General features: G+C 65.8%; 22 protein-coding genes. 9 read left to right on the top strand and 13 right to left on the bottom strand.

What is annotated here, in order from left to right; genetic code table 11:
• Positions 1–52: 52 nt before the first annotated feature.
• The 11 genes from ACZY08_RS23040 to ACZY08_RS23090 form a co-directional block, all read right to left on the bottom strand.
• Positions 53–1,090, bottom strand: a complete 1,038-nt coding sequence (locus tag ACZY08_RS23040) for an acyl-CoA dehydrogenase family protein (protein WP_463747208.1) — start codon at positions 1,088–1,090, stop codon at positions 53–55.
• A complete protein-coding gene (locus ACZY08_RS23045) occupies positions 1,090–2,253 on the bottom strand; it encodes an acyl-CoA dehydrogenase family protein (protein ID WP_463747207.1) in 1,164 nt (387 codons plus the stop codon). The genes ACZY08_RS23040 and ACZY08_RS23045 overlap by 1 nt, the downstream gene beginning before the upstream one ends.
• The gene (locus tag ACZY08_RS23050) at positions 2,250–3,173 is read right to left on the bottom strand and encodes an acyl-CoA dehydrogenase family protein (protein ID WP_463747206.1); all 924 of its coding nucleotides are present in this window, start codon (positions 3,171–3,173) and stop codon (positions 2,250–2,252) included. The genes ACZY08_RS23045 and ACZY08_RS23050 overlap by 4 nt, the downstream gene beginning before the upstream one ends.
• Before the next feature lie 5 nt (positions 3,174–3,178).
• Complete coding sequence (locus ACZY08_RS23055) at positions 3,179–4,357, bottom strand: acyl-CoA dehydrogenase family protein (RefSeq protein ID WP_463747205.1); 1,179 nt, start codon at positions 4,355–4,357, stop codon at positions 3,179–3,181.
• A gap of 23 nt (positions 4,358–4,380) precedes the next feature.
• Positions 4,381–5,532, bottom strand: a complete 1,152-nt coding sequence (locus ACZY08_RS23060) for a CaiB/BaiF CoA transferase family protein (RefSeq protein WP_463747204.1) — start codon at positions 5,530–5,532, stop codon at positions 4,381–4,383.
• Positions 5,529–6,449, bottom strand: a complete 921-nt coding sequence (locus ACZY08_RS23065; protein ID WP_463747203.1) for an SDR family NAD(P)-dependent oxidoreductase — start codon at positions 6,447–6,449, stop codon at positions 5,529–5,531. Before ACZY08_RS23065 ends, ACZY08_RS23060 begins: the two co-directional genes overlap by 4 nt.
• Positions 6,446–7,288, bottom strand: coding sequence for a TauD/TfdA dioxygenase family protein (locus ACZY08_RS23070; protein ID WP_463747202.1), 843 nt, complete (start codon positions 7,286–7,288; stop codon positions 6,446–6,448). The genes ACZY08_RS23065 and ACZY08_RS23070 overlap by 4 nt, the downstream gene beginning before the upstream one ends.
• Positions 7,285–9,135, bottom strand: coding sequence for a flavin-containing monooxygenase (locus tag ACZY08_RS23075; protein ID WP_463747201.1), 1,851 nt, complete (start codon positions 9,133–9,135; stop codon positions 7,285–7,287). The genes ACZY08_RS23070 and ACZY08_RS23075 overlap by 4 nt, the downstream gene beginning before the upstream one ends.
• Positions 9,132–10,304 (bottom strand): LLM class flavin-dependent oxidoreductase, encoded by a 1,173-nt coding sequence (locus ACZY08_RS23080; RefSeq protein ID WP_463747200.1) that lies wholly within the window; start codon positions 10,302–10,304, stop codon positions 9,132–9,134. The genes ACZY08_RS23075 and ACZY08_RS23080 overlap by 4 nt, the downstream gene beginning before the upstream one ends.
• 66 nt (positions 10,305–10,370) lie before the next feature.
• Positions 10,371–11,714, bottom strand: a complete 1,344-nt coding sequence (locus tag ACZY08_RS23085) for an aromatic ring-hydroxylating oxygenase subunit alpha (protein ID WP_463747199.1) — start codon at positions 11,712–11,714, stop codon at positions 10,371–10,373.
• Complete coding sequence (locus ACZY08_RS23090; protein WP_463747198.1) at positions 11,714–12,559, bottom strand: SDR family NAD(P)-dependent oxidoreductase; 846 nt, start codon at positions 12,557–12,559, stop codon at positions 11,714–11,716. Before ACZY08_RS23090 ends, ACZY08_RS23085 begins: the two co-directional genes overlap by 1 nt.
• A 153-nt stretch (positions 12,560–12,712) precedes the next feature.
• Between ACZY08_RS23090 and ACZY08_RS23095 the strand changes: the two genes are divergently transcribed.
• The 5 genes from ACZY08_RS23095 to ACZY08_RS23115 are packed head-to-tail and all read left to right on the top strand — an operon-like array spanning position 12,713 to position 18,901.
• Positions 12,713–14,311: an SMP-30/gluconolactonase/LRE family protein gene (locus ACZY08_RS23095; protein ID WP_463747197.1), complete on the top strand. Its 1,599-nt coding sequence runs from the start codon at positions 12,713–12,715 to the stop codon at positions 14,309–14,311.
• An 8-nt stretch (positions 14,312–14,319) separates the two neighbouring features.
• On the top strand, positions 14,320–15,057 hold the full coding sequence (locus ACZY08_RS23100; protein WP_463747196.1) for a GntR family transcriptional regulator: 738 nt from the start codon (positions 14,320–14,322) through the stop codon (positions 15,055–15,057).
• Positions 15,058–15,078: 21 nt separating this feature from the next.
• Positions 15,079–16,632 carry an AMP-binding protein gene (locus ACZY08_RS23105; RefSeq protein ID WP_463747195.1) on the top strand — a complete coding sequence of 518 codons (1,554 nt, stop codon included), beginning with the start codon at positions 15,079–15,081 and terminating at the stop codon, positions 16,630–16,632.
• Between the two features lie 5 nt (positions 16,633–16,637).
• Entirely contained in the window at positions 16,638–17,411 is a 774-nt protein-coding gene (locus ACZY08_RS23110) for an SDR family NAD(P)-dependent oxidoreductase (protein WP_463747194.1), read from the top strand.
• Complete coding sequence (locus tag ACZY08_RS23115; protein WP_463747193.1) at positions 17,408–18,901, top strand: acyl-CoA synthetase; 1,494 nt, start codon at positions 17,408–17,410, stop codon at positions 18,899–18,901. The genes ACZY08_RS23110 and ACZY08_RS23115 overlap by 4 nt, the downstream gene beginning before the upstream one ends.
• A gap of 21 nt (positions 18,902–18,922) precedes the next feature.
• Here the strand turns inward: ACZY08_RS23115 and ACZY08_RS23120 are convergent, their stop codons facing one another.
• Positions 18,923–19,996, bottom strand: coding sequence for an NAD(P)H-dependent amine dehydrogenase family protein (locus ACZY08_RS23120; RefSeq protein ID WP_463747192.1), 1,074 nt, complete (start codon positions 19,994–19,996; stop codon positions 18,923–18,925).
• A gap of 17 nt (positions 19,997–20,013) precedes the next feature.
• The gene (locus ACZY08_RS23125) at positions 20,014–20,802 is read right to left on the bottom strand and encodes an SDR family NAD(P)-dependent oxidoreductase (RefSeq protein ID WP_463747191.1); all 789 of its coding nucleotides are present in this window, start codon (positions 20,800–20,802) and stop codon (positions 20,014–20,016) included.
• 82 nt (positions 20,803–20,884) lie between these two features.
• Here ACZY08_RS23125 and ACZY08_RS23130 point away from each other — a divergent pair, with 82 nt between their 5' ends.
• The 4 genes from ACZY08_RS23130 (at position 20,885) to ACZY08_RS23145 (ending at position 24,745) form a co-directional block, all read left to right on the top strand.
• Positions 20,885–21,616 carry a hypothetical protein gene (locus ACZY08_RS23130; protein ID WP_463747190.1) on the top strand — a complete coding sequence of 244 codons (732 nt, stop codon included), beginning with the start codon at positions 20,885–20,887 and terminating at the stop codon, positions 21,614–21,616.
• Positions 21,617–21,670: 54 nt separating this feature from the next.
• Positions 21,671–22,273 carry a TetR/AcrR family transcriptional regulator gene (locus ACZY08_RS23135; protein WP_029110234.1) on the top strand — a complete coding sequence of 201 codons (603 nt, stop codon included), beginning with the start codon at positions 21,671–21,673 and terminating at the stop codon, positions 22,271–22,273.
• Positions 22,274–22,424: 151 nt separating this feature from the next.
• Entirely contained in the window at positions 22,425–23,954 is a 1,530-nt protein-coding gene (locus ACZY08_RS23140; RefSeq protein WP_463747244.1) for a nitric oxide reductase activation protein NorD, read from the top strand.
• Entirely contained in the window at positions 23,951–24,745 is a 795-nt protein-coding gene (locus ACZY08_RS23145) for an AAA family ATPase (RefSeq protein ID WP_463747189.1), read from the top strand. The genes ACZY08_RS23140 and ACZY08_RS23145 overlap by 4 nt, the downstream gene beginning before the upstream one ends.
• The last annotated feature ends 7 nt before the right edge of the window (positions 24,746–24,752 follow it).

Below are 24,752 nucleotides of genomic sequence, written 5' to 3' on the forward strand. Positions count from 1 at the left end.
TCCTTCACGGGATGGGTCGGTCGCTAAGTTTGACCATCGCCGCGCGGAAAACTCATCGGTAGCGGGCAGAAATCCTCGCGCGGTGTTCGGTCGGTGAGCCGTACAGCGATCGATTGAGCGCGGCCCGCTTGAGGTAGACGTGCACGCCGCTCTCCCAGGTGTAGCCGATACCGCCGTGCAACTGCATGGCCTTGCCGGCCACGTCCACCGCGGCCTCGGTGGCGTAGGCCTTCGCCATTGAAATTGACACCGCGTCGCTGTCGGCCGCGAGGGCGGCATTCACCAGTTGCCGGGCCACCGAGATCGCGACGAGCATGTCGGCACACGCGTGCTTGACGGCCTGGAACGAGCCGATCGGCCGGCCGAACTGCTGACGGACCCCGGTGTAGGACACTGTGGCGTCGAGCATGGCCTGCGCAACGCCCAGGCTGTCGCAGGCCACCGCGAGCGCGGCACGCTCGGTGAGTGCGCGCAAGCCGGCCTCGGCATCACCGTCGAAGCGCCACACCGCGTCCTCGTCGACCTCGACGCCCTCGGCCGTCACGATTGCCAGGCGGCGGGTTTCGTCGAGCACCGGTTGCTCGGTGATCGTCAGCCCTGGGGCGTCGGCGGCCACCTCCACCAGAACTGCCACCCGGTCGGCGTCACGTGCGGGCAGCAGCAGTCGCTGGGCTCCCGCCGCGTCGGACACGAAAGCTGCCCGGCCGTGAACGCGCCAGCCCAGACGAGTGGTGGCCAATTCGAAGGGTGCCGATTCGCCTGTCCCCGGTAGGGCGAGAGCGGCCCGAGAGCTTCCGGCGACGATGTCCTGCAGCAGCGCGTCGCGTGAGGCGTTGGGCTGCATCGCATTCAGAGCACCGATGGCCAGCACGGCACCGCCCAGGTAGCCGGTGGCCGCAACCGCCCGGCCCAACTCCTCACAGATCACGGCGACCTCGGCGAAGGTGGCGCCGGCACCACCGGCCGCTTCGGGGGCATCCAGCCCCACCCAGCCGGCCGAGACCAGCAGTGGCCAGTCGACGGCGTCCTTGGCCAGCAGATCAGCGGCTACCGAACGTAGTTCGTCGTGGATCTCTGAGAATTCGCTCATCACACCGCACTCGGTTCTCTCGGCAGGCCCAGACCGCGCTCACCGATGATCGTGCGCTGGATCTCGCTGGCGCCACCGGGAATGGTCCATTCCCACGATCCGATGAAATCGAGCATCCAGGCGCCCGACTCCCAGCCGCTGGATGCCGGTTTGGCCAGCACAGTATGGGCATTCAGCCCGCCGATCTCCGCGCCGAAACCCGTCATCCGCTGCAGTAATTCGCTGTAGTAGAGCTTGACGATCGACGCGTCGGCCGGCCCGGCCTCGCCCGCCTCGGTGCGCTCCACCAGATCCCGGCAGAGCCCGCGCAGGCCGGTCAGCTCGATCTCGAACTGCGCCAGCCGGTCTGCCGTCACCGGATCGTCTGTGGGGGCCGCGTCCAGCAACCACTTGAAGCCCGCGTTGCCCAGCCGTTCGGACAACTCCAGCATGGTCATGCCACGCTCGGCGCCGAGCGTGGCCTGTGCGACCTGCCATCCCTTGTTCAACGGACCGACCAGATTGGCCGCCGGTACGGCGACGTCGTTGAGGAAGATCTCACAGAAATGCGAATCCCCCACCGCGTTCCGGATGGGCCGCACGTCGATACCGGGCGTGGCCATGTCCATCAAGAAGTACGAAATACCGTGCCGCTTGGGCGCTTCCGGATCCGTACGGGCCAACAGCAGACACCAGTCGGCATGCATCGCACCGCTGGCCCACAGCTTCTGACCGTTGACGATGAAGTTGTCACCCTCAGCGCGGGCTGTCGTGCGCAGAGCAGCCAGATCGGAACCGGCCTCCGGCTCGGAGAACCCCTGCACCCAGATCTCGCCGTCGAGTATGGCCGGTAGATGCCTTCTGCGTTGCTCGTCGGTGCCCGCGGCGATCAGGGTGGAGGCGGCGTGATGGATGCCGACGAAAGCGAGCACCAGCCTGGGCGCATCGTGCGCGGCCAGTTCCTGGTACAGCACGATCTGTTCGGGCACGCCCATGCCGCCGCCCCATTCGGCCGGCCAGTGTGGCACCGCGTATCCGGCAGTGTGCAGCTCGGCGAACCAGGCCTTCTGGAAGGACGCGAACTCATCGTCGCTGACACCGGTCTGGTTGGAACGCCAGTCTTTCGGGACATGAGCTGCGCACCAGTCCCGCACAGTGACGCGGAACTCGTCTAGGTCGGTCATGACGAAAACAATCCGGTCAGCCCACGCCGGCCGAGCCGGTCCGTCAGAGTCTCACGGGTCTGCGACACACCGAAGGGCAAGCGACGCAACGGCTGACTGTAGCGCGAGAGCCACGAGAGCACGGTCTCGTCGCAGAATCCCACAGCCCCGTGCAGCTGGTGGCAGACCCGGAACACCACCTCGGCGGCCTCGATCGCGGCCAGGCGCAGTGCCAGCGCATCGTTGATCGCCTCGTCGGCCGGGTTCGTGCCCACACTCCACAGCGTGTACTTGGCCAGCATGTCGACGCCGCTGCGCTCCACCTCCGCATCGGTCAGCTGGAACTGCACCCCCTGGAACGACGACAACGTCTGCCCGAACTGCTTACGCAGGCTCACGTGCGCGGTGGTCAGATCGATGGCCCTGTCCAGCATTCCGAGCAGGGTCCAGGACGGCAGGGTCAGGGCCAGAGCCACATCATTGTGGCCGGCGCCGTCGACCGCCGAAAGTTCGAGGGCGGTGGCGAACGACGGTCCAGTGGCGACTGTCTTGGTCACGGTGAGGCGGCGGCCGTCCAAAGTGACGGTGGCCCAACGGTTGTCCAGCCCCTGCAACGCAGCCTCGGGCACGGCCGCGTCGACGACCATCAAGCCGTCGACATCAAGGTCTTGCGGGCGCGACAATCGCTCGGCGACCGGATAGGGCAACGCCCAATAGCCGGCGCTGCGGCACACCGCGGCCGCCGCCTCCAATGAATCGGCATCGGAGCGGGGTTCGAGTTCGAAGGCACCGAGGCTCTCCAGCACGGGCGTCACCAGCGCGGCCCGGGTGTCGGGCTTCGCGTCGGCCTGGACCAACAGTTGATCGCCGCCGGCAGCCTCGAACGCCTTCACCGCCTGGCGACCGAACTCTTTGGCGTCGTCGCTGAGATCGAGAATCATCGCCGTCACGCCTTTCCGGCCAGCATGGTCCGCGACAACAGGATGCGCTGCATCTCAATGCTGCCCGAGGACACAGTCGACGCCTGCGAGTACCGCCAGTGGTCTTCGACCTCCGCCCGGAAGTACTCGGCTTGGCTGTCACCACCGCGCGGCACCGCCGCGGGGTTGATGCGCGGCACCGCCGCGGCGATCTCCATGAGCACCTCCGCGCTCTCCTGATCCAGGCGCGTCACCGCGATCCGATATGCCGCCGAGTCACCGGGATTCACCCGGCCGGTCGCCTGCATCGACACCACCCGGTAGGCCATCAACCGAGCCCTGCGGCAGTGGGTGAGCATCCGGGTCCACCGGCCCCGCAGCTCGGCCGGCAGCTCTTCCCACTTGTCGCCGAGTACCCCGGGGGCAGCCTGCAGCAGCCGCTCGCAGCGCGCATAGCGGGCGATGCCGACGCGCTCGAAGGACACCACGTCCTGCACGATCGACCAGCCCTGATCCACGGTCCCGAGCACATCCGCCTCGGTGACCAAGAGGTCGTCGAAGAACACCTCGTTGAGATGATGCGGACCCATCATGGTGCGGATAGGACGCACCTGGATACCCGGTGAATCCATCGGCACCAAGAAGATCGTCATGCCCTGCTGCTTTTTCTCACCTTTTGAGGTGCGGGCCAACAGGAAGATCCACTGGGCCATGGTGGCGTACGAGGTCCAGATCTTCTGGCCGTTGACCCGCCAGCCGTCGCCGTCCCGGCGGGCGAAGGTGCGCAGCGAAGCCAGGTCCGAACCCGACTCCGGCTCGGAAAACCCTTGGCACCAGATCACTTCGCCGTTCGCGATCGGGGGCAGGTGCTTGCGCTGCTGCTCCTCGGTGCCGTGCCGCATGATGATCGGACCCACCCAGTTGACACCCATGTACTGCGCGCCACGCGGTTCGTGGTGTGCCCACATCTCCTCGCGCACCACCGTCTGTTCCCAGACCGACGCGTCACCACCGCCGAACTCCTTCGGCCACGACATACACAGCAGATGCTGCTGCGCCAATGTCCGGCAGAACTGCTGGGCCACCGCCAGATCGGCGGGGTCATCGGTGAACGCGCCGAGAAAGTCGGCGGGCACCTGGTCGGCGATCAGCGCACGCAGCTCACCGCGCAGCGTGTCGGCCGCCTCACCAAAATCGAAATCCACTCCTGGCCTTTCTGTTCCGACCGTCAGCCGGCGATATTTCGCGCGTCCAGCTCGGCGAGCACTGCGGCGGTGTCCGCGCCCAGTTCCGGTGCGTACCCCGCGATCCGGCCCGGTGTCCTGGAGAACCAGGTGGGCACGCCGGGCATGCGCACCCGACCGTGCTGGGTGTCGACGCTCTCGAACAACCCGACGGCGTTGAGGTGCTCGTTCTCGAACAGCTCATCGGGTGTGAGCATCGGCGCCGCCGGAATCTCCAACTCCGCGAACAGATCCAGCCACTCCGCGGTGGTGCGCTCCTTGAGCGTCTGGGCCACCAAGCCGTATACCGTGTCGATCTGGCGGGCCCGCTGCTCCAAGGTGGCGAACTCGGGGCCATTCCAGCTCGGCTGCACCCGGTCGATGAAGGTGTTCCAATGCTTGTCGTTGTAGATCAGCGCCGCGATGTGACCGTCCTTGGTCTCATACGGCCTGCGGTTCGGGGTGACCGCCCGGGGATAGATCGCAGGCCCCAGCGGAGGGTCGAACATGGCGCCGTTGGCATGTTCGACCAGCATGAAGGAGGCCATGGTCTCGAACATGCTGACCTCGACCTCCTGCCCCTCGCCGGTGCGCTCACGGTGGAACAACGCCATGGTGGTGGCGTAGAGCGCGGTCAGGCCGGCCACCTTGTCGGCCATGATGGTGCCGACATAGGAGGCCTCACCGGTCAATTGCTGTTGCACCGCAGGCAATCCGCACTCGGCCTGGATGGTGTCGTCGTACGCCGGGCGGTCGGCATCCGGGCCGCGCCGGCCGTAGCCATAGCAGTTTGTGTACACGATTCCCGGGTTGATCGCGGCCACATCGTCATATCCGAAGCCGAGCTTGGCGACGGCCTTGGCCCGCATCGAGTGGATGAACACATCGGCATCGGCGATCAGCGCCCGCAGGTCGGCCTTGCCCTGCTCCGATCGCAGATCCAGCACCACGCTGCGCTTGCCGCGGTTGACGTTGACGAACACCCCGCTCATGCCCGGCGCGGGTCCGACCGAGATGTAGCGGGTGTTGTCCCCCGCCGGTGTCTCCACCTTGATGACGTCGGCGCCCATGTCGGCCATGATCTGCGTGCAGTACGGACCCATCACCATGGCCGTGAGGTCGATGACCCGAACCCCTTGCAGTGGACCGGTTGTCATGATCGCACCCCCTCCACCGCTCGACCGAAGCTGTAGCGGATGTGCTCGGAATGCCCGTGGGGGACGACCGGGAAGATCACGGGTTCGCTGACGTCGCGGATGCGGTCGATCTGCTCGCCGACCTCCTCCACGGTCCACGATGGCCGATACACGCCTGGCGACTCAGCGATGACGGCGCGGGCCAGCCTTCCGGCGATCGCCACGAAGAATTCACCGGTCACCGAGCAGGAGTCATGCGCCAGCCAGCCCACGGCCGGTGCCACCAGGTCCGCACCCATCGGCGGGTACGCCGAGGTGTCAAGCCCCTCGGCCATCCTGGTCACCGCGCCCGGCACTATCGCATTGCACACGACGCCCTCGGCAGCACCCTCCAGTGCCACCACATTGCACAGCCCGAGGATCCCGGCCTTGGCCGCGGCGTAGTTGGCCACCTCATGGTTGCCGTACAGCCCGCCGATCGACGAGGTCAGCACCATCCGGCCGTAGCCGGCCTCGCACATCAGTGGAAATGCCGGGCGCACAACGTGGAACGCACCGCGCAGATGCACGTCGAGCACCGCATCGAAGTCGTCGTACGTCATCTCCTTCAACGAGCCACGGCGCACCGTGCCCGCGTTGTGGATGAGGATGTCGACGCGGCCGAAGTGCTCGACTGCCTTGCCGATGATCGCCTGACCGCCTTCGGCGGTGGCCACCGAATCAGTGACGGCGACGGCTTCTCCACCGGCCGAAACAATTTCGTCGACCACCTGCTGCGCCGGCGCCGTGTCGGCGCCGTCCCCGGCGAGACTGCCACCTGGGTCGTTGACGACGACCTTCGCTCCCTTCGAGGCCAGCAGCAGCGCATACTCACGGCCCAGGCCCCGGCCTGCACCGGTGATGACGGCGACGCGCTCGTCGAATCTGAGTGTGCTCAAGCGAACGGTTCCTCGCCTTCGAGCTTGGTGCGCTGCAACAACCGACCGGACATCGGGTCGTATGGGGTGGCCCGGTGCATGGTCCCGGTGTTGTCCCAGATCACCAGATCTCCGACGGTCCAGTGGTGCCGGTAGGTGAAATCGGGCTGGGTGGCCCAATCCCGCAGGCGCACCAGCAGTTCGATGCTTCTCCGGAAGTCGATCGGGCCGTCGGCGTCCACGATGTGGCGCGCGGTCGCGCCGAGCAACAGCGACTTGCGGCCGGACTGATGCGTCCACACCAACGGCAGCTCGCGGTCACCGATCGCCATCATGCGGCGCAATGACTTCGCACTCGGTTCAGGGTCGTAGTAGAACAGCGTGTTCCACGCCGAGTGCATCACCCGCATCCCCTCGATGTCGGCCTTGTCCTCGTCGGACAGGTCGTCATAGGCGGCATAGGTGTTGCAGAACTCGGTGTCGCCTTCCTCGGGGTTACCCAGTGCCACGCTCTGCAGCAGCGAGGCCAGGATCGGCACCTCGTTCATGGTGCCGTCGATGTGCCAGTACAGGGAGCCCTTGAGGTAGTCGGCCTGCTTGTTCACCTCGGTGTCGAGGCTGACCTTGTACAGCTTTTCACCCTGGTGCTCGGCGGCGAAGGTGCCGAGGGTCTCGGTGAAGGCGATCTGCTCGTCGTCGGTGAACCCGATCTGCGGGAACACCAGCACCCCGCGCTGCTCCAGTAGCTCGCGGATGCGCCCGGCATGGTCCCCGGAGAGCAGCGTGGCCTTGTCGGCGCGTATCTCGGTTCCGATGCGCGGCTTGATGTCCCGGGTTTGCAGCGCTGTGGTTGTCGTCATGTGGTGAGCTCTAATCCGTCCAGATCACCCTTCGCGCGCCATTCCGCGATCAGATCGTCGAACGCGTAGAACCCCGGCGAATAGAAATCGCCCAGGAAAGCGCCGTTACGTTCGGCGCCACCGCGTCCCTCATTGTTGTAATAGCCGGGCGTGCACGACAGCTCGAACGCCGAGTTGTCGATCGACAGTTCGCGGACCGTCGAGACCCAGGCGTCCTGGCCTTCCTGGCTCGGTTCGACCGTGGTGGCACCGCGGTTCTGCGCCTCGGCGATGATGTAGGCGATGTGCTGGGCCTGCTGCTCGAACATCGCCGTGGTGTTGGCCGACACGCCACCCTGGATGAAGCCCATGAAGAACTGGTTGGGGAAGCCGCGGCTGGTCATCCCGTGCAAGGTCTTGTAGTCGTTCTGCCAATAGTCGAAAAGCGACAGTCCGTCGCGGCCCACGATGCGGTCGATCGCGAACCGCCGGCTGATCTCGGTGGAGATCTCGAAGCCGCTCGCGAAGATCACGCAGTCGACCTCGTATTCGACACCGTCGGCAACGATGCCCTTCTCCGTCAGCCGTTCCACACCCTTGGATGCCGACACGTCGACGAGTTTCACGTTGGGTCGGTTGAAGGTGGCCAGATACTGCTCGCTGGAAGTCGGCCGCTTGCACATGAATCGGTAGTACGGCTTCAGCGCCTCGGCGGTCGCGGGATCCTCGACGATCTCACCGACGAGTCGGCGCAGCCGCTCCATGATCTTGAAGTCTTCCTCTTCACGGAAGGCCATGATCTGCTCGATGGTCACTTCCGCGGGGTTCGGTGTGGCTGCGATCCGTGCGGTCAGGTTGCGCCCGAGCTCGGTCCAGAAGTCGCACACCAGGTCAGGCTCACCGAACACCACCCCGACGAACGGCGACCAGTTGTGGAAGTTGCGCTTTCGTTCTTCCTGCCAACCCGGTTGCAGCGACGCAGCCCATGCCGGATCGGTGGCTGGGTTGGACCGCGCATCAACTGAGGACGGTGTGCGCTGGAAGACGAACAGTTGCTGGGCATCGCGGCCGAGGTGCGGTACCAACTGGATTCCCGTTGCACCGGTGCCGACGAGAGCGACGCGCTTGTCGGCCAACTTGTGCAGGCCGCCGTCAGCGTCGCCGCCCGTGTAGTTGTAATCCCAACGCGCGGAATGGAACACATGACCCGAAAAGTCCTTGATCCCGGGGATACCCGGCAGCTTCGGACGGTTGTAGGAGCCTTGCGCCATGACCACGAACCGGGCCCGGATTTCGTCGCCCCGGTCGGTGCTGATCTGCCAGCGCTGCGTCGCGTCGTCCCAGCGCAGTTCACGCACCTGGGTGGAGAAAAGCGCACCGTCGTACAGCCCGAAGTGCTTGCCGATGTTGCGGCAGTGCTGGAGGATCTCGGCGCCGTCGGCGAATTTCTTGCTCGGCATGAAGTCGAGCTCTTCGAGCAGCGGGATGTAGCAGTAGGCATCGTTGTCGCACTGGATTCCGGGAAAGCGGTTCCAGTACCAAACCCCACCGAAGTCGCCGGCCATCTCGATGACACGGATCCCCTCGACACCGGCCTTCTTCAAATACGCCCCGGCCAGCAGGCCGGCGAAGCCGCCGCCCAGGATTACGACGTCGGCCTCCTCGACGATCGGATCACGTTCGGTCACCGTGGTGTAGGGGTCGACCTCGTAGAACTCGGCGAATTCGCCTTCCAGCTCCAGGTACTGGTCGGCACCTTCGGTCCGCAGCCGCTTGGCCCGCTCGGCGGCGTACTTCTCCCGGATCGCGTCGATGTCGATGTCGGTGGGGGTTTCGGTGGGCCCGCAACCTTTCTGAGTTTGGCTCATACGTTGGCCTTTTCGGGCAGCGCCGCGGCATGCAGCGGCGCGGGCATGTCGTGCACCGCGGGCAGCACCTCGGCGGCGAACAGCTTGGTGGACTCCATGGCCTTCTCGTACGGCATCGTGCCGAACTGCGGGACGATGGTGACCTCGGCAAACGAGCAGGCTTCCTGCGCGGCCTTGAGCTTGGTGAACACCGTCTCGGGCGTGCCGATCAGCAGGTTGGAGGCGTGGTATCCGGGCGGGCCGCCCTTCTTCTGGTTGCCGACCTCCGAGGCCAGCACGGCCGTCGCGCTGGCTTCGCGGGCGGCGTAGGCCTCGTATCCCTTGACACCCTTGAAGTTCGACGCGTCGGCGAAACCGTAGTGCACATTGACGTCCCGGTTGGCAGTCCAGATCCACTCTTCCGTTTGAGCGACCTCATCCTCGGAACCCACGCAGTACATGAACATCACGTTCTTGGGCTGACAGGGCCCCAGCCCCTCCTCGGCACGGAAGGTGTTGACCTTGCGCACTTCCTCACCCGCGTCGGTGATGGGCTTGTTGCCCACGAACAGCGGAACCATGCCGCGCCGGGACAGGATCTCCAGCGACTCGGCGGTCGAGGACGAGCTGTAGATGCGATCGAACAAGTCGGTGCTGATCGGCTCGGGGCGCAGCGACATCTCCGGGAAGCTGAAGATCTTGCCCTCATAGGAGAATCGTTCGCCGGAGAAGGCCAGCTTGAGGATGTCCAGCGTCTCGTTGAAGCGGTCGCGGCTCTCTTCGCGGGGCACGCCGACCGCGGCGAACTCACCCTTGGACACCCCACGCCCCAGGCCGATCGTGGTGTAGCGGCCATTGGAGACGATGTCGAGATAGGCGATCTGAGTGGCCAGCCGGATCGGGTTCCACCACGGCACCACCGCCACGAAGGTGCCCAGGCTGACCCGCTCGGTGCGTCCGGCGAAATAGGTCAGGGCCTGAATCGGGTTGGGCGTCATGCCATATGGCGTCCCATGGTGCTCGGGGAACCAGATCCCGTCGAAGCCCAGCGGTTCGGCGAGGTCGCCGAGTGCCAGCGCGGCCTGCACGCACTTGTAGTCCGGTGTGGCGGGCGGGGTGCTGAAGTCGCCGGCGAGCACGCGCTCCCAGTCGTGGGAGTTCTGCGCCCCGGTACCCAGATTGACCTTCATGTTTCGCTCCTTATTGGGCGATTTGTGTGCGTTTAGCGGCGCTGACCGCCGGTGAATGCACACAAATCACTGGATCTCGGTGGGCTCTCCGGTGCCCATGTACTTGGAAAGTTGGTGATGCAGGTTGACGGTGCTGCGTTCGCGGTACGGATTGGGCTTGGTGCCCGGAAATCCTGCCGACTTCATGCCCTGCTGCACAGCGGCCATGTTCGAGAAGTCCTGAGGCAGCACCGAGCGCCAGTTCGGGCTGTCGGCCGGGGTGTACTCCCATTCGGTCTGCGGCTCTTCCCCTTTGGGGTAGAGCTCGAACACGCTCACCTCGAAGATGCACTTGTCCGGGTCGTAGCTCGGATCAGGGCGGGCGCTGTAGCACAGCGCACTGGTCAGGCCCTGGCCGATCTGGAAGTTCGGGAAGATCTGCCAGGCGGTGCCGCTCTGCCCGAGGATGTCGGGCGGGATGGTCGGCCAGACCACGCCGCGGGCCTCGTCATCGCGACGAGCCGAGGACAGCCAATGCTCGAGCACCTTGTCGGCGGGCGTGCCTTCGGGCAGTTCGTCGACGAGTCGTTTGGCGGCGTTGACCAGTGTCTGCGTGGTGGTCGCGTTGGTCTCTTCCATGGTGTAGACCTGCATCTCAGCTGTGGAGATGCGGGGATCACCGGTGCCGAGCCGGATCTTGGACTTGGTCTCCTCCATGTCCTTCGGCGCGTCATAGCCGATGTTGGAGTGTTTGCCCTGCGCCTTGGCCCAGCCCTTGAACTCACCGAACTTGTTGAACTCGGGGTGGGTGGTGAACACGTGGTAGGTCTCGTTGAAAGCCTCCATCGCGACTTTCCAGTTGCAGTCGAACTTCAGCCATTTGCGCCACTTGTAGCGCATGTTCTCCAGACCGAACGGGTCGAGGATCTTGGCCGCCGGAAACAGGAAGTCCGCCAGCGGTTCACAGTCGGGGTCCATGTTGATGAACAGCCAGCCACCCCAGGTGTCGACCCGGATCGAGGCCAGGTGGGTGTTCTCCGGGGTCAGGGTGCCCTGCCAGTCGTCCTGCTCACGGATATGGGTGCAGGCGCCCTCGAGGTCGTACGTCCAGCCGTGGAACCCGCACATGAACGACTTGCGAGTGCGGGCGCAGGCGTTCTTGGCGCCGGCAGGCGTGTCGATCAGACGCCGTCCACGGTGCATGCAGACGTTGTGGTGCGCGGCGAAGGTGTCCACGCCCGTTCGTACGATGAGAATTGAATCGTCGAGAATGTCGTAGGTGAGGTAGCTGCCTACCTCCGGCAGGTCCTCGACGCGGCCGACCTGCTGCCACACCTTGCGCCACAACCGATCCCGCTCGTTACGCGCGTATTCCGGTGAGATGTAGGCATCGACCCCGATGGTCACGGGGCTGGAAAGCTCTTCGGTCACTAATGCCTCCTTATGGCCGCGCGGAAGTCGTCGTCCTTGAGGAACAGCGAGGTGTTGTCGGCGCCGAGATGGGTCCAGCGCAGGTTGAGCCCACCGTCGACCAGGATGGTCTGGCCGGTGATGTAGCTCGACAGATCGGAGAGCAGAAACAGGATGGCCCCGGCCTGCTCCTCGGGGGTTCCGCGCCGGCCCATCGCGATGGCCCGTTGGTCACGGTCCGGGTCAGCGTCGACATAGGTTGCCGATGCCGCGGTTTCGGTGACGCCGGGGGCGACGGCGTTGACCCGGATCCCTTCTGCGGCAAGCTCGGCCGCCATAGTGCGGGTCGCCGCGACGATCGCGGCCTTCGCGGTGCCGTAGGCGACGTGATACGGCGCAGTGTTCATCCCGCTGATCGAGGACACCGACACGATCGAGCCGGGAGTGCCCTGCGACCGAATCTCCGCGGCCACCCCCTGGCTCATGAAGAACATGGTTTCCAGGTTCGCGGTGAACAGTTCACGCCAGTCGGCCCGTGACACCCGCGTGGCCGGCATCCAGGTCGACGGGGCTGCGCCGCCGGCGACGTTGACCAACCCGTACAGCGTGCCGTCCGCCCGTCGTGCGGTGTCGAGGACCATCGCGATGCCGTCGTCCGTCGACGCATCGGCCGCCACCGTCACCACGTTCAGGCCCTTGTCGGCCAGCGGTGCAATGTGCGTGTCGAGGTTGTCCTGCGATCGACTCACCGCCACGACCGTGGCCCCGGCCTCGGCCGCCATTCGCGTGACCGTGGTGCCGATGCCGCCACCGCCGGCACCCGACACCACCACGACCCGGCCGTCCAGGCTCAGGGAGCTCTCCATACGTGACCCTTATCGACCTATTTGTCCGGACAACATATTGCGATCTTCATATTGGAGAACACTATTCCCCAGCACTTATGCACCGTCAAGGGCCGATATGAACATATGGAACGCTATTGTCTGGACTACGTGGAGTTGCTAACGTCCGAGGTCATGAGCGCGCTATCGGTATCTGATGCCAGGTACACCGCAAACCCCACGGTCGCCGGGAATTGGACGCTGGAGCAGGTCACCGCACCCAGCAGGCTTTTCGGCGCGAACGGCCTGCGCACCGGCGCCGACGGACGGATCTACATCGCCCAGGTGACCGGCAGTCAGATCAGCGCCCTCGACCCGGCGACCGGGCGATTGGAAACCGTCAGCGCCAAGGGCGGCGACATCATCGCTCCCGACGACGTCGCGTTCGATGCCGACGGCAACCTTTATGCCACCGAGGTGATGGACGGCCGGGTCAGCGTGCGCGAGGCCGGAGGTCGTACCCGTGTGCTGCGCGACAACATCCCGTCGGCCAACGGCATCACGTTCCACCAGGGACGGTTGCTCGTCGGCGAGTGCCGCGAGGGCGGCCGGCTCATGGAGTTCGACCTGGCCGGTGGCACCCCGCGCATCCTGCTGGAGGACGTGCCCTCGCCCAACGCCATGGAGGTCGGCCCCGACGGGCTGCTCTATTTCCCCGTGATGGGCGCCAACGAGATCTGGCGGTTGGACCCTGATGGAGGTGAGCCCCAGGTGGTGGCAGGCGGGCTCGGGGTTCCGGACTCGGTCAAGTTCGACGCCGACGGCCAGATCGTCTCCACCCAGGTTGCCAGCGGCCAGGTGCTGCGCATCGACCCGCGCAACGGCGAGCAGACACTGCTGGCGCAGTTGAACCCCGGCCTGGACAACTGCACCTTCGTCGGGGACCGGTTGTTCGTCTCCAACTTCACCGGTGAGATCACCGAGATCTCGTCCAGCGGCGCCAAAGCACTGCTTCCTGGCGGGTTGAACTGGCCGCTGGATCTGACCGTGGGCACCGACGGCTCGTTGTACATCGCCGACGGCACCTACTTCTACCGGGTCGGCCCAGACGGGGCACTGCAGACCGTCGCCATGCTGTTCTCACCCGGCTACCCAGGGTTCCTCCGCGGCGTGACCGCCTCGGGTCCAGGCGAATTCATCGTCACCACCGCCGCCGACACCGTGGCTCGTTTCCGCCCCGAAGGCGCCCAGGAGGAGGTCAGCGAGGTACTCGCCGGCGGTATCGACCAGCCCTACGGCGTGACGCCGGCCCCCGACGGCTCGGTGTTGGTGGTCGAACAGGGCGCGGGACGGCTGCTTTCGGTACGCGACGGATCCGTCACGGTCCTGGCCTCGGGACTCGACACTCCTGTCGGGGTCGCGATCGGACCCGATGGTGCGCCGCTGGTGTCGGTGGCCGGCGCCGTCGTGAGCGTGAATGGTGGCGAGGTCAGGCCACTCGTCGATGGATTGCACACACCGCACGGCATTCTGGTGCGCGACGGTGCGCTGTACATCGTCGACTCCGGCGCCAAAGAGGTTGTCGAGTACGACCTGGACAACGCTGCCCGCACCGTCATCGCCGCCGGGCTGCCGGTCGGGCCGCCACCGGGGGTAACGCCAAAACCCCTGAAGGGCATGCCGCCGTTCTCCGGCCCGCAGGGCCCGTTTGCCGGGATCACCGCGGGAGCCGATGGGACGCTCTACATCTCAGGTGACGGCGACGGCAGCGTGCTGGCGCTGCGCCGGGACTGAACAAGAACATGACAGTCACACCGGCCGACCACCGATACCTTCAGGTGGCACGCACCCTGCGCAAGGAGATCGTCGACGGGGTCTACCCGGTGGGCTCACAACTGCCCACCGAACACGAGCTCTGCGAGCGCTTCGAGGTCAGCCGCTACACCGTACGCGAAGCACTGCGGCGGTTGCGCGACGACAACCTGGTCACCTCGCGACCACGGGCCGGAACCACCGTGGCGCCCCGGGCCGCAGCGAATACCTATGCCCAGGACGTGGTCTCGATCAATGACCTGCTGGCGTTCGCCACCGGCGCCCAGTTCACCATCGAGTCCAACGCCATGGTCACGATCGACGGCGAGTTGGCCGAGCGCACCGGGCTCCCCCTCGGCGAGCAGTGGCTGGCTGTGCGGGGCTACCGCCAGGCCGACGACGGTGCGGCACCGGTATGCCGTACCGAGTACTACATCAACCGCGGCTTCGCCGGGGTCGGCCGGCTGCTGCAACGGCACTCCGGGCCGATCTTCCCACTGATCGAGGATCTGTTCGGGGTCAGCATCATCGAAGTGCACCAGGTAATTTCAGCGATCTCAGCGACCGATGAACTCGCCGCCGCCCTCAAGGTCGCCCCCGGTTCGGCGGCCCTGCAGATGCAACGGACGTACACCACCTCCGACGGGGAGGTCGCCCAGGTCACCGTCAACACCCACCCCTCGGACCGGTTCCGGCATGCTATGACGATGCGCCGGGTCAAGGGCTGAGGCGCGGTGCGAAGGAACGCTGTGGGCCACAGAGACCAAGCCCGCGCGGCCGACGCCTACGCCCGCGGGCTGTGGGTGTCCACCACCCTGGCCGACGCGCTCGCCGACGCGGCGCGTGACAGCCCCGGTCGGGTTCTGGTGATCGACGCGGACATCACGCTGACCGCCCACGAATTACACACCCGGGCACAGGCTCTGGCCCTGCAACTGACCGGGTGGATGCCCCAGGGCAGCGTGGTCTCCTTCATGCTGCCCAACTGGCACGAGGCCGCGATCATCTATCTGGGCGCCACGCTGGCCGGCATGGTGGTCAACCCGATCCTGCCCTCACTGCGGGACCGGGAACTGTGCTTCATCCTGGATGACGCACGCAGCCGAGCAATCTTCATCCCCGCCCAGTTCGGCAACCACGACTACGCGGCAATGCTCACCCGGGTCTGCACACAGCTGGACGCACCTCCGGAAGTCATGGTGCTGCGGGGCGATCCGGGACCACACCGGGCATTCACCGCCCTGCACGATGTGCCGGATCGGGATCTCCCGACGCTCGACCCGGACGACATCCGGATGATCATGTACACCTCCGGCACCACCGGGCGCCCCAAAGGCGTACTGCACAGCCACAACTCGATCAACGCTCTGATCCGCCAGTTGGGCGAACACTGGATGATCGACCCCGGTGACACCTTCCTGGTGCCCTCCCCCATCGCGCACATCGGCGGCTCGATCTACGCCTTCGAATGCCCGCTGCTGCTGGGCAGCACGGCGGTGCTGATGCAGCGCTGGAACGCCGACGGCGGCGTGGCACTGATGTCCGAACACGGGTGTACCCACATGGCCGGGGCGACACCGTTTCTGGAACAACTGCTCGTTGCCGCCGAACGGGCCGGCACCCGACTGCCTGCTCTCAAGGTGTTCATCTGTGGTGGCGCGTCGGTACCGCCATCGCTCATCCGGCGGGCGTCTGACTACTTCGACCGGGCTGTCGTCAGCCGCGTGTACGGCTCCACCGAGGTTCCGGTCACCACCGTCGGCTCACTGGACCCGGGCGCGGTCGAGTACGCCGCCGAGACCGACGGCCGGCCCGGGATCGCCGAGGTGCGGCTCGTCTCCGGCGAGATCCGGGCCCGCGGTCCACAGATGCTGCAGGGTTATCTGCACTCCGAGGACGAGATCGAATCCTTCGACGAGGACGGCTTTTTCCGCACCGGGGACCTCGGCCACTGGGTGGACGGCGAATACCTGCAGGTGACGGGACGGGCCAAAGACCTCATCATCCGCAACGGTGAGAACATCTCACCCAAGGAAGTCGAAGACATCCTGGTCGGTCAACTCGGCATCGTCGAGGCGGCCGTGGTCGGTCTGCCCGATGAACGTACCGGGGAACGGGCCTGCGCCGTACTGGTGACGGCCGATGGCCGGCACCCCGGCGTGGCCGACGTGGGCCGGGTGCTGGCCGAGCACGGGCTGGCCCGGTTCAAATCGCCCGAGCGGGTGGAGGTCTGGGATGCCCTGCCGAAGAACGATGCGGGCAAGGTGCTCAAGCACCACATTCGAGCGACGCTGAAGGGTTGACCACAATGCAGGTTGCGATCGTCACCGGAGCCAGCAGCGGCATCGGGTTCGGCTGTGCCACCACGCTTGCCGAGGCCGGAATAGCCGTGCTCGGCACCGGACGCGATGAGGAGCGGCTCGGCGAACTGGCCAAGGCTGTCCGCGATCCGGACCTGATCGCCACGCTGTCCGTCGACCTCACCGCCGACGATGCCCCACAACGCATCGTCGAGGCTGCGCTGACCCGCTGGGGCCGCATCGACTTTCTCATCAACAATGCCGGTGTGGGCAGCCCCAAGCCCCTGCACGAGACCGATGACGCAACCCTGGACTACTTCCTCGGGATCATGCTGCGCGCACCATTTCGGTTGGCCCGCGACGTGATACCGCACATGGCGCCCGGTTCGGCAATCATCAACATCACCTCGACATTCGCGGTCGTCGGCGGATTGCGCGGCGGGGCCTACTCGGCGGCCAAGGGCGGGTTGACGGCGCTGACCACTCACATCGCCTGCCAGTACGGCGCCCAGGGCATCCGCTGCAACGCGGTCGCCCCGGGCGTCACCGTCACGCCGATGGTCGAAAAGCGCCTCGACGACCCTGGCTTCCGCAAGATGCAGACCGAGATGACCCCGCACACCCGACTGGGCCGGGTCGAGGACATCGCGTCCACCGTGGCATTCCTGTGCTCCGAGGGCGGCAGCTTCATCAACGGACAGACCATCGTCGTCGACGGCGGTTGGAGCTCGACGAAGTACCTGTCCGATTTCGCGCTGAACGCAAAGTGGACCGCCCAATGAATGTCTTCGCCGTACTCGATCAGGCCGCGGCGAGATTCGGCGACAGCGGCGCGGTTTTCCTCGGCGAACGTCAATTACTGACGTGGGCACAGTTACGTGATCGCGTGCTACGGCTGGCCACCACGCTGAAGACCCTCGGCGATCGCGGCACCCGCATCGCCGTCGCGAGCGAGAACCGGCCCGAGATCGTCGAGCTGATGTTCGCCATCTGGGCGGCTGAATGCGTATTCGTGCCGATCAACTACAAGCTGCATCCCCGCGAGATGGCCGACATCGTGGCGGATTCCGGTGCGGCGCAGGTGTTTGCCTCGGCCAAGATCACCGACGGCTTGTCTGCCGGCATCGAGGCCCCCGTCGAAACGATTGGTAGCCAGTCCTACTCGGACCTGTTCAACGCCGAGCCGGCGACCCCGCCGGCGACCGATCCGGATACCCTGGCGTGGCTGTTCTACACCAGCGGTACCACCGGAAAGTCCAAGGGCGCCATGCTGTCCCACCGCAATCTGATGGCGATGACAGTGGCGCACCTGGCCGATTTCGACGATCCGGACGAGAACTGCAGCCTGATCCACGGCGCCCCGATGTCGCATGGTTCGGGCCTTTACATCCCGCCGTACGTGCTACGCGGTGCCCGTCAGGTAGTGCCCGAATCTGCCGCGTTCGAACCCGACGAGTTCCTGGACCTGTGCGGCCATCATCCGGGCAGCAGCGCATTTCTGGCGCCGACCATGGTGCAGCGCCTGATCCAGACCGGCAGGCCCCGCCCGGAGAACCTGAAAACCGTGGTCTACGGGGGCGGGCCGATGTACGTCGACAGCCTCAAAAAGGCGCTGGCCGCCTACGGGCCGATTTTCGTGCAGCTCTATGGGCAGGGCGAGGCACCGATGACGATCACGGGGCTGCGCCGGGCAGATCACGTCGTAGCCATCGACACAGCCGACGACGCGATCCTCGGCTCGGTGGGCTATCCGCGCTCCGGCGTGGAGGTCGCCGTGCTGACCGAGACGGGCGAGCCCGCAGCCATGGACGTGATCGGTGAGATCGTCTGCCGCGGCGACGTCGTCATGTCCGGCTACTGGAACAACCCGGCCGCCACCACCGCCACGCTCAAAGGCGGCTGGCTGCACACCGGCGACATGGGTTCCTTCGATGCCCGTGGCTATCTCACCCTGCGTGACCGGTCCAAGGACGTGGTGATCAGCGGGGGCAGCAACATCTATCCGCGCGAGGTGGAAGAGGCTCTGCTGGAACATCCCGATGTGGTCGAGGCCGGCGTCGTCGGCGCGCCGGACGCCGATTGGGGCGAGGTGGTGGTCGCGTTCGTGGTGTGCTCCGAAACGAACAGCGTCGACGCCGCTGCGCTCGACGCGCATCTGCTGGAACGGATCGCCCGGTTCAAGCGACCCAAGCGCTACGAGTTCATCGACGCCCTACCCAAGAACAGCTACGGCAAGGTGCTCAAGCGCGAACTGCGCGCGCGCCTGGTTTGATTGCGCCGGCGGAGAAAGTCCTCACCACATCAGGCCGCGGATCAGCTCGGTCGGCGGGATGTCCTCGGCCGCAACCAACCCCGATGGTGCGCGGCATACCCAGTCGATCGCGTTGACCACCCGGGCGGCCGTGGAGACGCACCCGGCGTCGGTCACGTCGAGCACCGGATGGGACAGCTCAGTGCTCACCTCGATGCGCGGCTCGCCCTCCACGATCACCTTGTGCACCCCGGACTGACCTTCCGGCGGATACTCCCAATCCGGCGCGGCCGCCGGGGTCAGCCGTGTGGTGTGCTCGATCGTGATGACCGGGACGCCGCCGCGCACGCCTTCGGCGGCGAACCGCACTCCGGCGAGTTGCCCTGGCTCGACGGTCATCATCGTGCACTCGATGCGCTCGGGGCTGTACCACGGCTCGAATCGCTGGCCGACCTCGTCGAGTTCCACCCCGAGCCGGTCGGCGAGGTTGCGCACCAGGCCGCCGAACATCGAGGTGACCACCCCGGGCTGGAACGCCATCGGCAGGTCGTCGTCAGGCGTGGTGCCGAAACCCATGGCGGTGCCGGTGTATTCGTAGTCATCGTAATTGCCGTAGTCGAAGATCTCCTTGACCGTCACCGACTCGGCCCGAGTGACCAGGCTGAGCGCGGCATACACCGCGGTATCTCCCGAGTAGCCGGGGTCGATGCCGTTGACATACAGCGTGGAATTCCCAGCGGTGCAGGCCTTCTCGAGTGGCACCCGCAGCCAGTCGTCGGCCTGGCGCGGTGTCACCAGCCACACCATCGATGTCCCGACCACGTTGATGCCGGCCGCCAGGAACCGGGACATCTGTTCGATGGCCTCCATCGGCCGGGTCTCGCCCAATGCCGTGTACACCACACAATCGGGCTCGAGCGCGATGAGCGCGTCGATGTCGTCGGTGGCGACCACGCCTGTCGGCGCACTGCGCCCACACAATTCGGCAGCGTCGCGGCCGATCTTCTCGGGGCCCGCGGCATGGACACCGACCAACGACAGATCGGGCCTGCCGATGATCGCGGCCAGCGAATGCCTACCGACATTGCCCGTCGAGAATTGAACCACTCTGCGCACGCGCGCTCCGTTCTTGCTCAGTAGTCGGGAATCGGCAGTGGCGAGTTGTTCGAGTCGATGCCGCCGTCGACGTGGAAGATGGCGTTGGTCGCGTAGCAGTCCCGGGTGGACAGGTAGACGCACAATCTCCCGAGATCCTCCACGTCACCAAGGCGATGCAACGGCGTCGCCTCTTTCATCTTCTCCAACGACCCGGGTAACAAGTCAAGGCTCCCTTGTAGACCCTCGGTCGCAAAAGACCCCAGGGCGATCGCGTTCACCCGGATCTTGGGCGCCAGCTCCTGCGCCATGGCCCGCGTCAGCGCTTCCAGCCCGCCCTTGGCGACGCAGTACGCCGTCAACGCACGAATGCCGAAACGCGCTGAGCCCGAAGATATGTTGACGATCGATCCGCGGCCGGCATCGATCATGTGGGGTGCCACGAGCTGACTCATGATGAACGCCGACGTGACGCACCAATCGAACGTGTGCCTGAAGTCCTCGTCGGTGATGTCGAGGAACCGTGCGTAGGTCGAACCACCGACGTTGTTGATCAGGATGTCGACGCGACCGAACCGCTCCATCGCTGTGCCGACCACGCGTTCACCGTCAGACCGGTTCGTCGCGTCGGCGACCACCGCCACGCCCTTACCTCCCGCCTCTTCGATACCGGTGATGGTCCCGACGATGTCGGATTCCGTTCTGGCCGTGCCGACGATGGTGGCACCGGCCTCGGCCAGCACTCGCGCAATCCCCTGCCCGACACCTTTTCCGGCGCCGGTCACGATCGCGACCTGGCCGTCCAGGCTGAACTGCTCCAGTGCCATGGCATCCCTCCCTGTTGCGGCTGCTGCCATGCGTGTGCGTAGCCGATTGACTACCCCAGTTCGTTGACTATAGTCAGCGTGCATGAACTTGCCAACGTTCAATTTGAACCGTGGCGACAGCCGGGAAACGACATCACGCCCGTCAACGAGCGGGCTGGACGAACACCTGGAAGCCTCGCAGCGGGCGCAACGGCAGGCCGACAAATGGCTCATCTCCGGCAGCCTGCTCATCGGCACCGCGGCGCTCGGCATCTTCGGTCTGCCGCTCTTCCTGCGCGGGGTCTGGCTGCTACGCAAGGCGCAGCGCGACGGGCTGTCCGTCCGCCCGATGCTGGTCACGCTGATCGGTTATCTGGTCATCATCGACGCCGCGATCAACACCGTCGGGTGGGCGCTGGACCTGGCCGCCAACCACACCATCTTGGCCCGAATTCTGTTGAACGGCTGGGGTGCAATGTTCGATGCGGGCTACTTCTGGCACTACAACGAGCTCTGGCTCGGCGGGGCCGCCGGCCCCGGCGAGAAGGCCATGGAAGTCGGCATGATCCTCACCGTCTTCACCATGCGGATCGCCGCGGGCATCGGATTCCTCCAGATGAAGCGATGGGGCCACCAGTGGATGATCATCACCTGCTGGATGGGGATCGTCATCTGGTGTCTGTACGTGTTCAACATGACGATGTTCGCCGATGTCCGGTTCGCCGGCGTCGTGCTGCCGGTCGTCGGCTGGTGGCTCTACGACATCTTCTACATCACCCCGTTCCTCGCGATCCCGTACCTGCATTCGGTCAACCGCGAGATCTTCTCCGACTAGTCAATGACTTCACTCATTGACTGCAATCAGTAATTGCACTAGAAAGAGCGGACCATGACGCCACAGGTCAAGCAGTCGGCGCGAGAGCTGCGCCGGCTGCAGACGCGGGAGCGGATACTCGGTGCGGCCATAGCCGAGTTCCGCGCCTCGGGCATGGCCGGAGCCGACGTCGGCGCCATCGTCAGCGCCGCGGGCGTGGCGCACGGAACCTTCTTCTTCCACTTCCCCAGCAAGGAGCACGTCCTGCTGGAGCTGGAGAGTCGCGAAGAAACACGCATGGCAACCGAATTCGCCCACTTCCTCGAAGCCGCCCATGACCTCGCGACGGCGCTCACCGAACTCGTCCACCTAGTGGGTCGCCTGGAACAGCGCTTCGGCCCGATACTGTTCAAAGAGCTTCTCGCGCTGCACTTCTCACCGTCGCGTCCCACCAAAGACGAATGGACCGATCATCCGGTGATCGTGCTGCTCGTCGGCGAGATCGAGCGCGCCCGCGGCGACGGCGAGGTGCATCCCGAGGTCGACGCCTTCTACAGCGCCGCATTCTTCCTACTGGGTATCTACGGCGTGCTGAGCACCACCACCAACAGCGAACACCGCGACGCCATGCTGGCCAACCTGGTCATCACCGCGCGGCGAGGACTGGAGATCCGATGAACCATCCCTTCTGTGAGGAGAACTGACGTGGCCGGCTGGATTTGGGAGATACTCCGCTATGTGGCCGCCTGGGGCGGTACGGGCCTGATCATCTGGTTCTGGTACTGGATGTTCTCCAATATCGGCACCTTCTGACGGCATGACGCAGCAGATGCCGGAACTCAGCGAAGCCCACGCCATGGCGACCGAGCGCAGTTGCGCCGTCACCGCCGTGGCCTTGAGCAACCAGCGCCGTATCGGGGCGCGCCTCGTCAGCGGTCAGAATCGCGGTTTCGGCCTGAGTTCTCTGCTCGACGTCGTGCACGTGCCCTATCCGCCACGACGCGACTGGTCCCGGCGAATGCTGACATGCGGTGTGGCACTGCAATGCTCGCCGTCCAAGGAACGCATCGTCGACTACCGGCTCAACGAGCTGTCGACCCGTGAGCTGGCCGCACTCACGCTCGTCGAGTCCGGCGTCGCGTTGGGCTGGGTCGCCGCGAACTGGCCCGGACTGCTGGCAGATCTCCGCGCGGCACTGCCGCACCTGGAACCCGCCAGTGCCGACATGGACGCCAAGGAGATGCTGAACCGGGCCATCGCCCTGGCGCGCACCTCTCAGCGGTTCCCCATCGATCCACTGCTCGGCAGTCTGCCGCGGGCCTACACGCTGCCACAGGGCCTGTCCGACAAGCTGCGCCGCACGTTCGGGCGGCTGCCGTGGACCACGAACCAGAAGCGTTCACCGGCCCCGCACTCCGTCCCCGCGGGCGGCGACGGTGGGGTCCGCAATTCCAACCTTCCCCCGCCGAGCCGGCCCCAGGACAACGACCTCGACATCACCCCCGACCACCGGCCGGGCATCCCCTATCCGGAGTGGAACGCGTGGACGCAGAGCTTCATGCCGAACCACGTCGCGGTTCTCGAACAACCGCGTACCGGCCGTGACCGGCAGCCTGGCGCGGTCGCCGTCGATGTCCGGAAGTGGTTCGAGGAGAACACTCATCGGGCGATGAAGAACCGGCTGGAAGACGGGTCCGACCTGGACGTCGACCAGTACGTCAACCACTACATCGACGTGACGACGGGTGAGGCGGTCGAACCGCGCCTGTTCCGTGAACTGCTGCCGGCCAGCCGCGACGTCACCACCGCGCTGCTGCTGGACGGCAGCTCCTCGCTCGGGGTGCACGGCGGCAAGATCTTCAAACTCGAGCTGGCCTGCGCCGACGCGCTGTCGCGCGCGATGACGTCGGCCCGGGAACGGCACGGCATCTTCACGTTCACCGGGAACACCCGCCATCGCGTGGAAGTCAGCTGCCTCAAGGACTTCGCGGAGCGGCGTTTCGTCCCGCCCGGCAGCCTGGGCCTGTCCACCGGCGGCTACACCAGACTCGGTGCGCCACTGCGGCACATGACCAGCCGCCTGCTCGCACAGCCCTCGGAGCGCAGGTTGCTGATCGTCATCGGTGACGGGCTGATCTCCGACGAAGGCTACGAAGGCCGTTATGCCTGGGCCGATGCCGCCCACGCTGTCGAAGAAGCCAACGACGCCGGCGTCTCCATGTACTACGTCGGAGTCGGGCCCACCCGCGTGGACCCCCTGCCGGAAGTGTTCGGACCCAAACGGTCCCAACGCATCCGCCGCATCGAAGAACTTCCCCGCGTCCTCGCTCACGTCCACAGGGAGCTGGTCACCTCATGACAGATACGTACTACGCCAACCGCAACGAGGTTCAGCTGTTCGAGCAGGCCTGCCGGCAGCGGTTGCCGGTGATGCTCACCGGCCCGACAGGCTGCGGGAAAACCCGCCTCGTCGAGCACATGGGCACCCTGCTGGAAAGACCCGTCGTCACCATCAGCTGCCACGACGACCTGACCAGCTCGGACCTCGTCGGCCGGTTCATGGTGACGGGCGGCGACGTGGTCTGGACCGATGGGCCCCTCACGCGAGCGGTCAAGGCCGGGGCGATCTGCTACCTCGACGAGGTCGTCGAGGCACGCCACGATTCGCTGGCCGTCCTGCACTCGCTCACCGACCACCGGCGCACGCTCTACCTGGACCGTGCGGACGAAGTCGTCCATGCGCCAGAGACTTTCATGCTGGTGTGCTCGTACAACCCCGCCTATCGCAGCTCACTCAAGGAGCTCAAGCCGTCGTTCCGGCAGCGGTTCGTCACACTGCCGATGCACTACCTACCGCCCGACCGCGAGGCCGAGGTGATCGTCGCCGAAGCGGGCGTCGGACTGCCCACCGCGCAGCGGCTGGTCCGGTGCGCAACCGCGATCCGGACCGCTGACGAGGCCTTCCACTTCGAACCGCCCTCCACCCGGGTGCTGGTCACCGCGGGCCACCTGATCGCGGCCGGCGCAACGGAACTCGAAGCAGCCGAGGCATGTGTGCTCGCCCCGCTGTCGAGCGAGGGCGCCATCACCGAAGGACTGCGGGAAGTGGCTGCGGCCAGTCTCGCCGACGTCAACAGCACAAGTACCTAGGAAGGAA

The sequence above is a fragment of the Mycobacterium sp. IDUB_9 genome, from assembly GCF_055419505.1.

Bases quoted from the DNA above. Each gene is read 5' to 3' on its own strand.
- ACZY08_RS23040 (WP_463747208.1), bottom strand. From the start codon at position 1,090: ATGAGCGAATTCTCAGAGATCCACGACGAACTACGTTCGGTAGCCGCT.
- ACZY08_RS23045 (WP_463747207.1), bottom strand. From the start codon at position 2,253: ATGACCGACCTAGACGAGTTCCGCGTCACTGTGCGGGACTGGTGCGCA.
- ACZY08_RS23050 (WP_463747206.1), bottom strand. From the start codon at position 3,173: ATGATTCTCGATCTCAGCGACGACGCCAAAGAGTTCGGTCGCCAGGCG.
- ACZY08_RS23060 (WP_463747204.1), bottom strand. From the start codon at position 5,532: ATGACAACCGGTCCACTGCAAGGGGTTCGGGTCATCGACCTCACGGCC.
- ACZY08_RS23070 (WP_463747202.1), bottom strand. From the start codon at position 7,288: ATGACGACAACCACAGCGCTGCAAACCCGGGACATCAAGCCGCGCATC.
- ACZY08_RS23075 (WP_463747201.1), bottom strand. From the start codon at position 9,135: ATGAGCCAAACTCAGAAAGGTTGCGGGCCCACCGAAACCCCCACCGAC.
- ACZY08_RS23080 (WP_463747200.1), bottom strand. From the start codon at position 10,304: ATGAAGGTCAATCTGGGTACCGGGGCGCAGAACTCCCACGACTGGGAG.
- ACZY08_RS23090 (WP_463747198.1), bottom strand. From the start codon at position 12,559: ATGGAGAGCTCCCTGAGCCTGGACGGCCGGGTCGTGGTGGTGTCGGGT.
- ACZY08_RS23095 (WP_463747197.1), top strand. From the start codon at position 12,713: ATGAGCGCGCTATCGGTATCTGATGCCAGGTACACCGCAAACCCCACG.
- ACZY08_RS23100 (WP_463747196.1), top strand. From the start codon at position 14,320: ATGACAGTCACACCGGCCGACCACCGATACCTTCAGGTGGCACGCACC.
- ACZY08_RS23110 (WP_463747194.1), top strand. From the start codon at position 16,638: ATGCAGGTTGCGATCGTCACCGGAGCCAGCAGCGGCATCGGGTTCGGC.
- ACZY08_RS23115 (WP_463747193.1), top strand. From the start codon at position 17,408: ATGAATGTCTTCGCCGTACTCGATCAGGCCGCGGCGAGATTCGGCGAC.
- ACZY08_RS23125 (WP_463747191.1), bottom strand. From the start codon at position 20,802: ATGGCACTGGAGCAGTTCAGCCTGGACGGCCAGGTCGCGATCGTGACC.
- ACZY08_RS23130 (WP_463747190.1), top strand. From the start codon at position 20,885: ATGAACTTGCCAACGTTCAATTTGAACCGTGGCGACAGCCGGGAAACG.
- ACZY08_RS23135 (WP_029110234.1), top strand. From the start codon at position 21,671: ATGACGCCACAGGTCAAGCAGTCGGCGCGAGAGCTGCGCCGGCTGCAG.
- ACZY08_RS23140 (WP_463747244.1), top strand. From the start codon at position 22,425: ATGCCGGAACTCAGCGAAGCCCACGCCATGGCGACCGAGCGCAGTTGC.
- ACZY08_RS23145 (WP_463747189.1), top strand. From the start codon at position 23,951: ATGACAGATACGTACTACGCCAACCGCAACGAGGTTCAGCTGTTCGAG.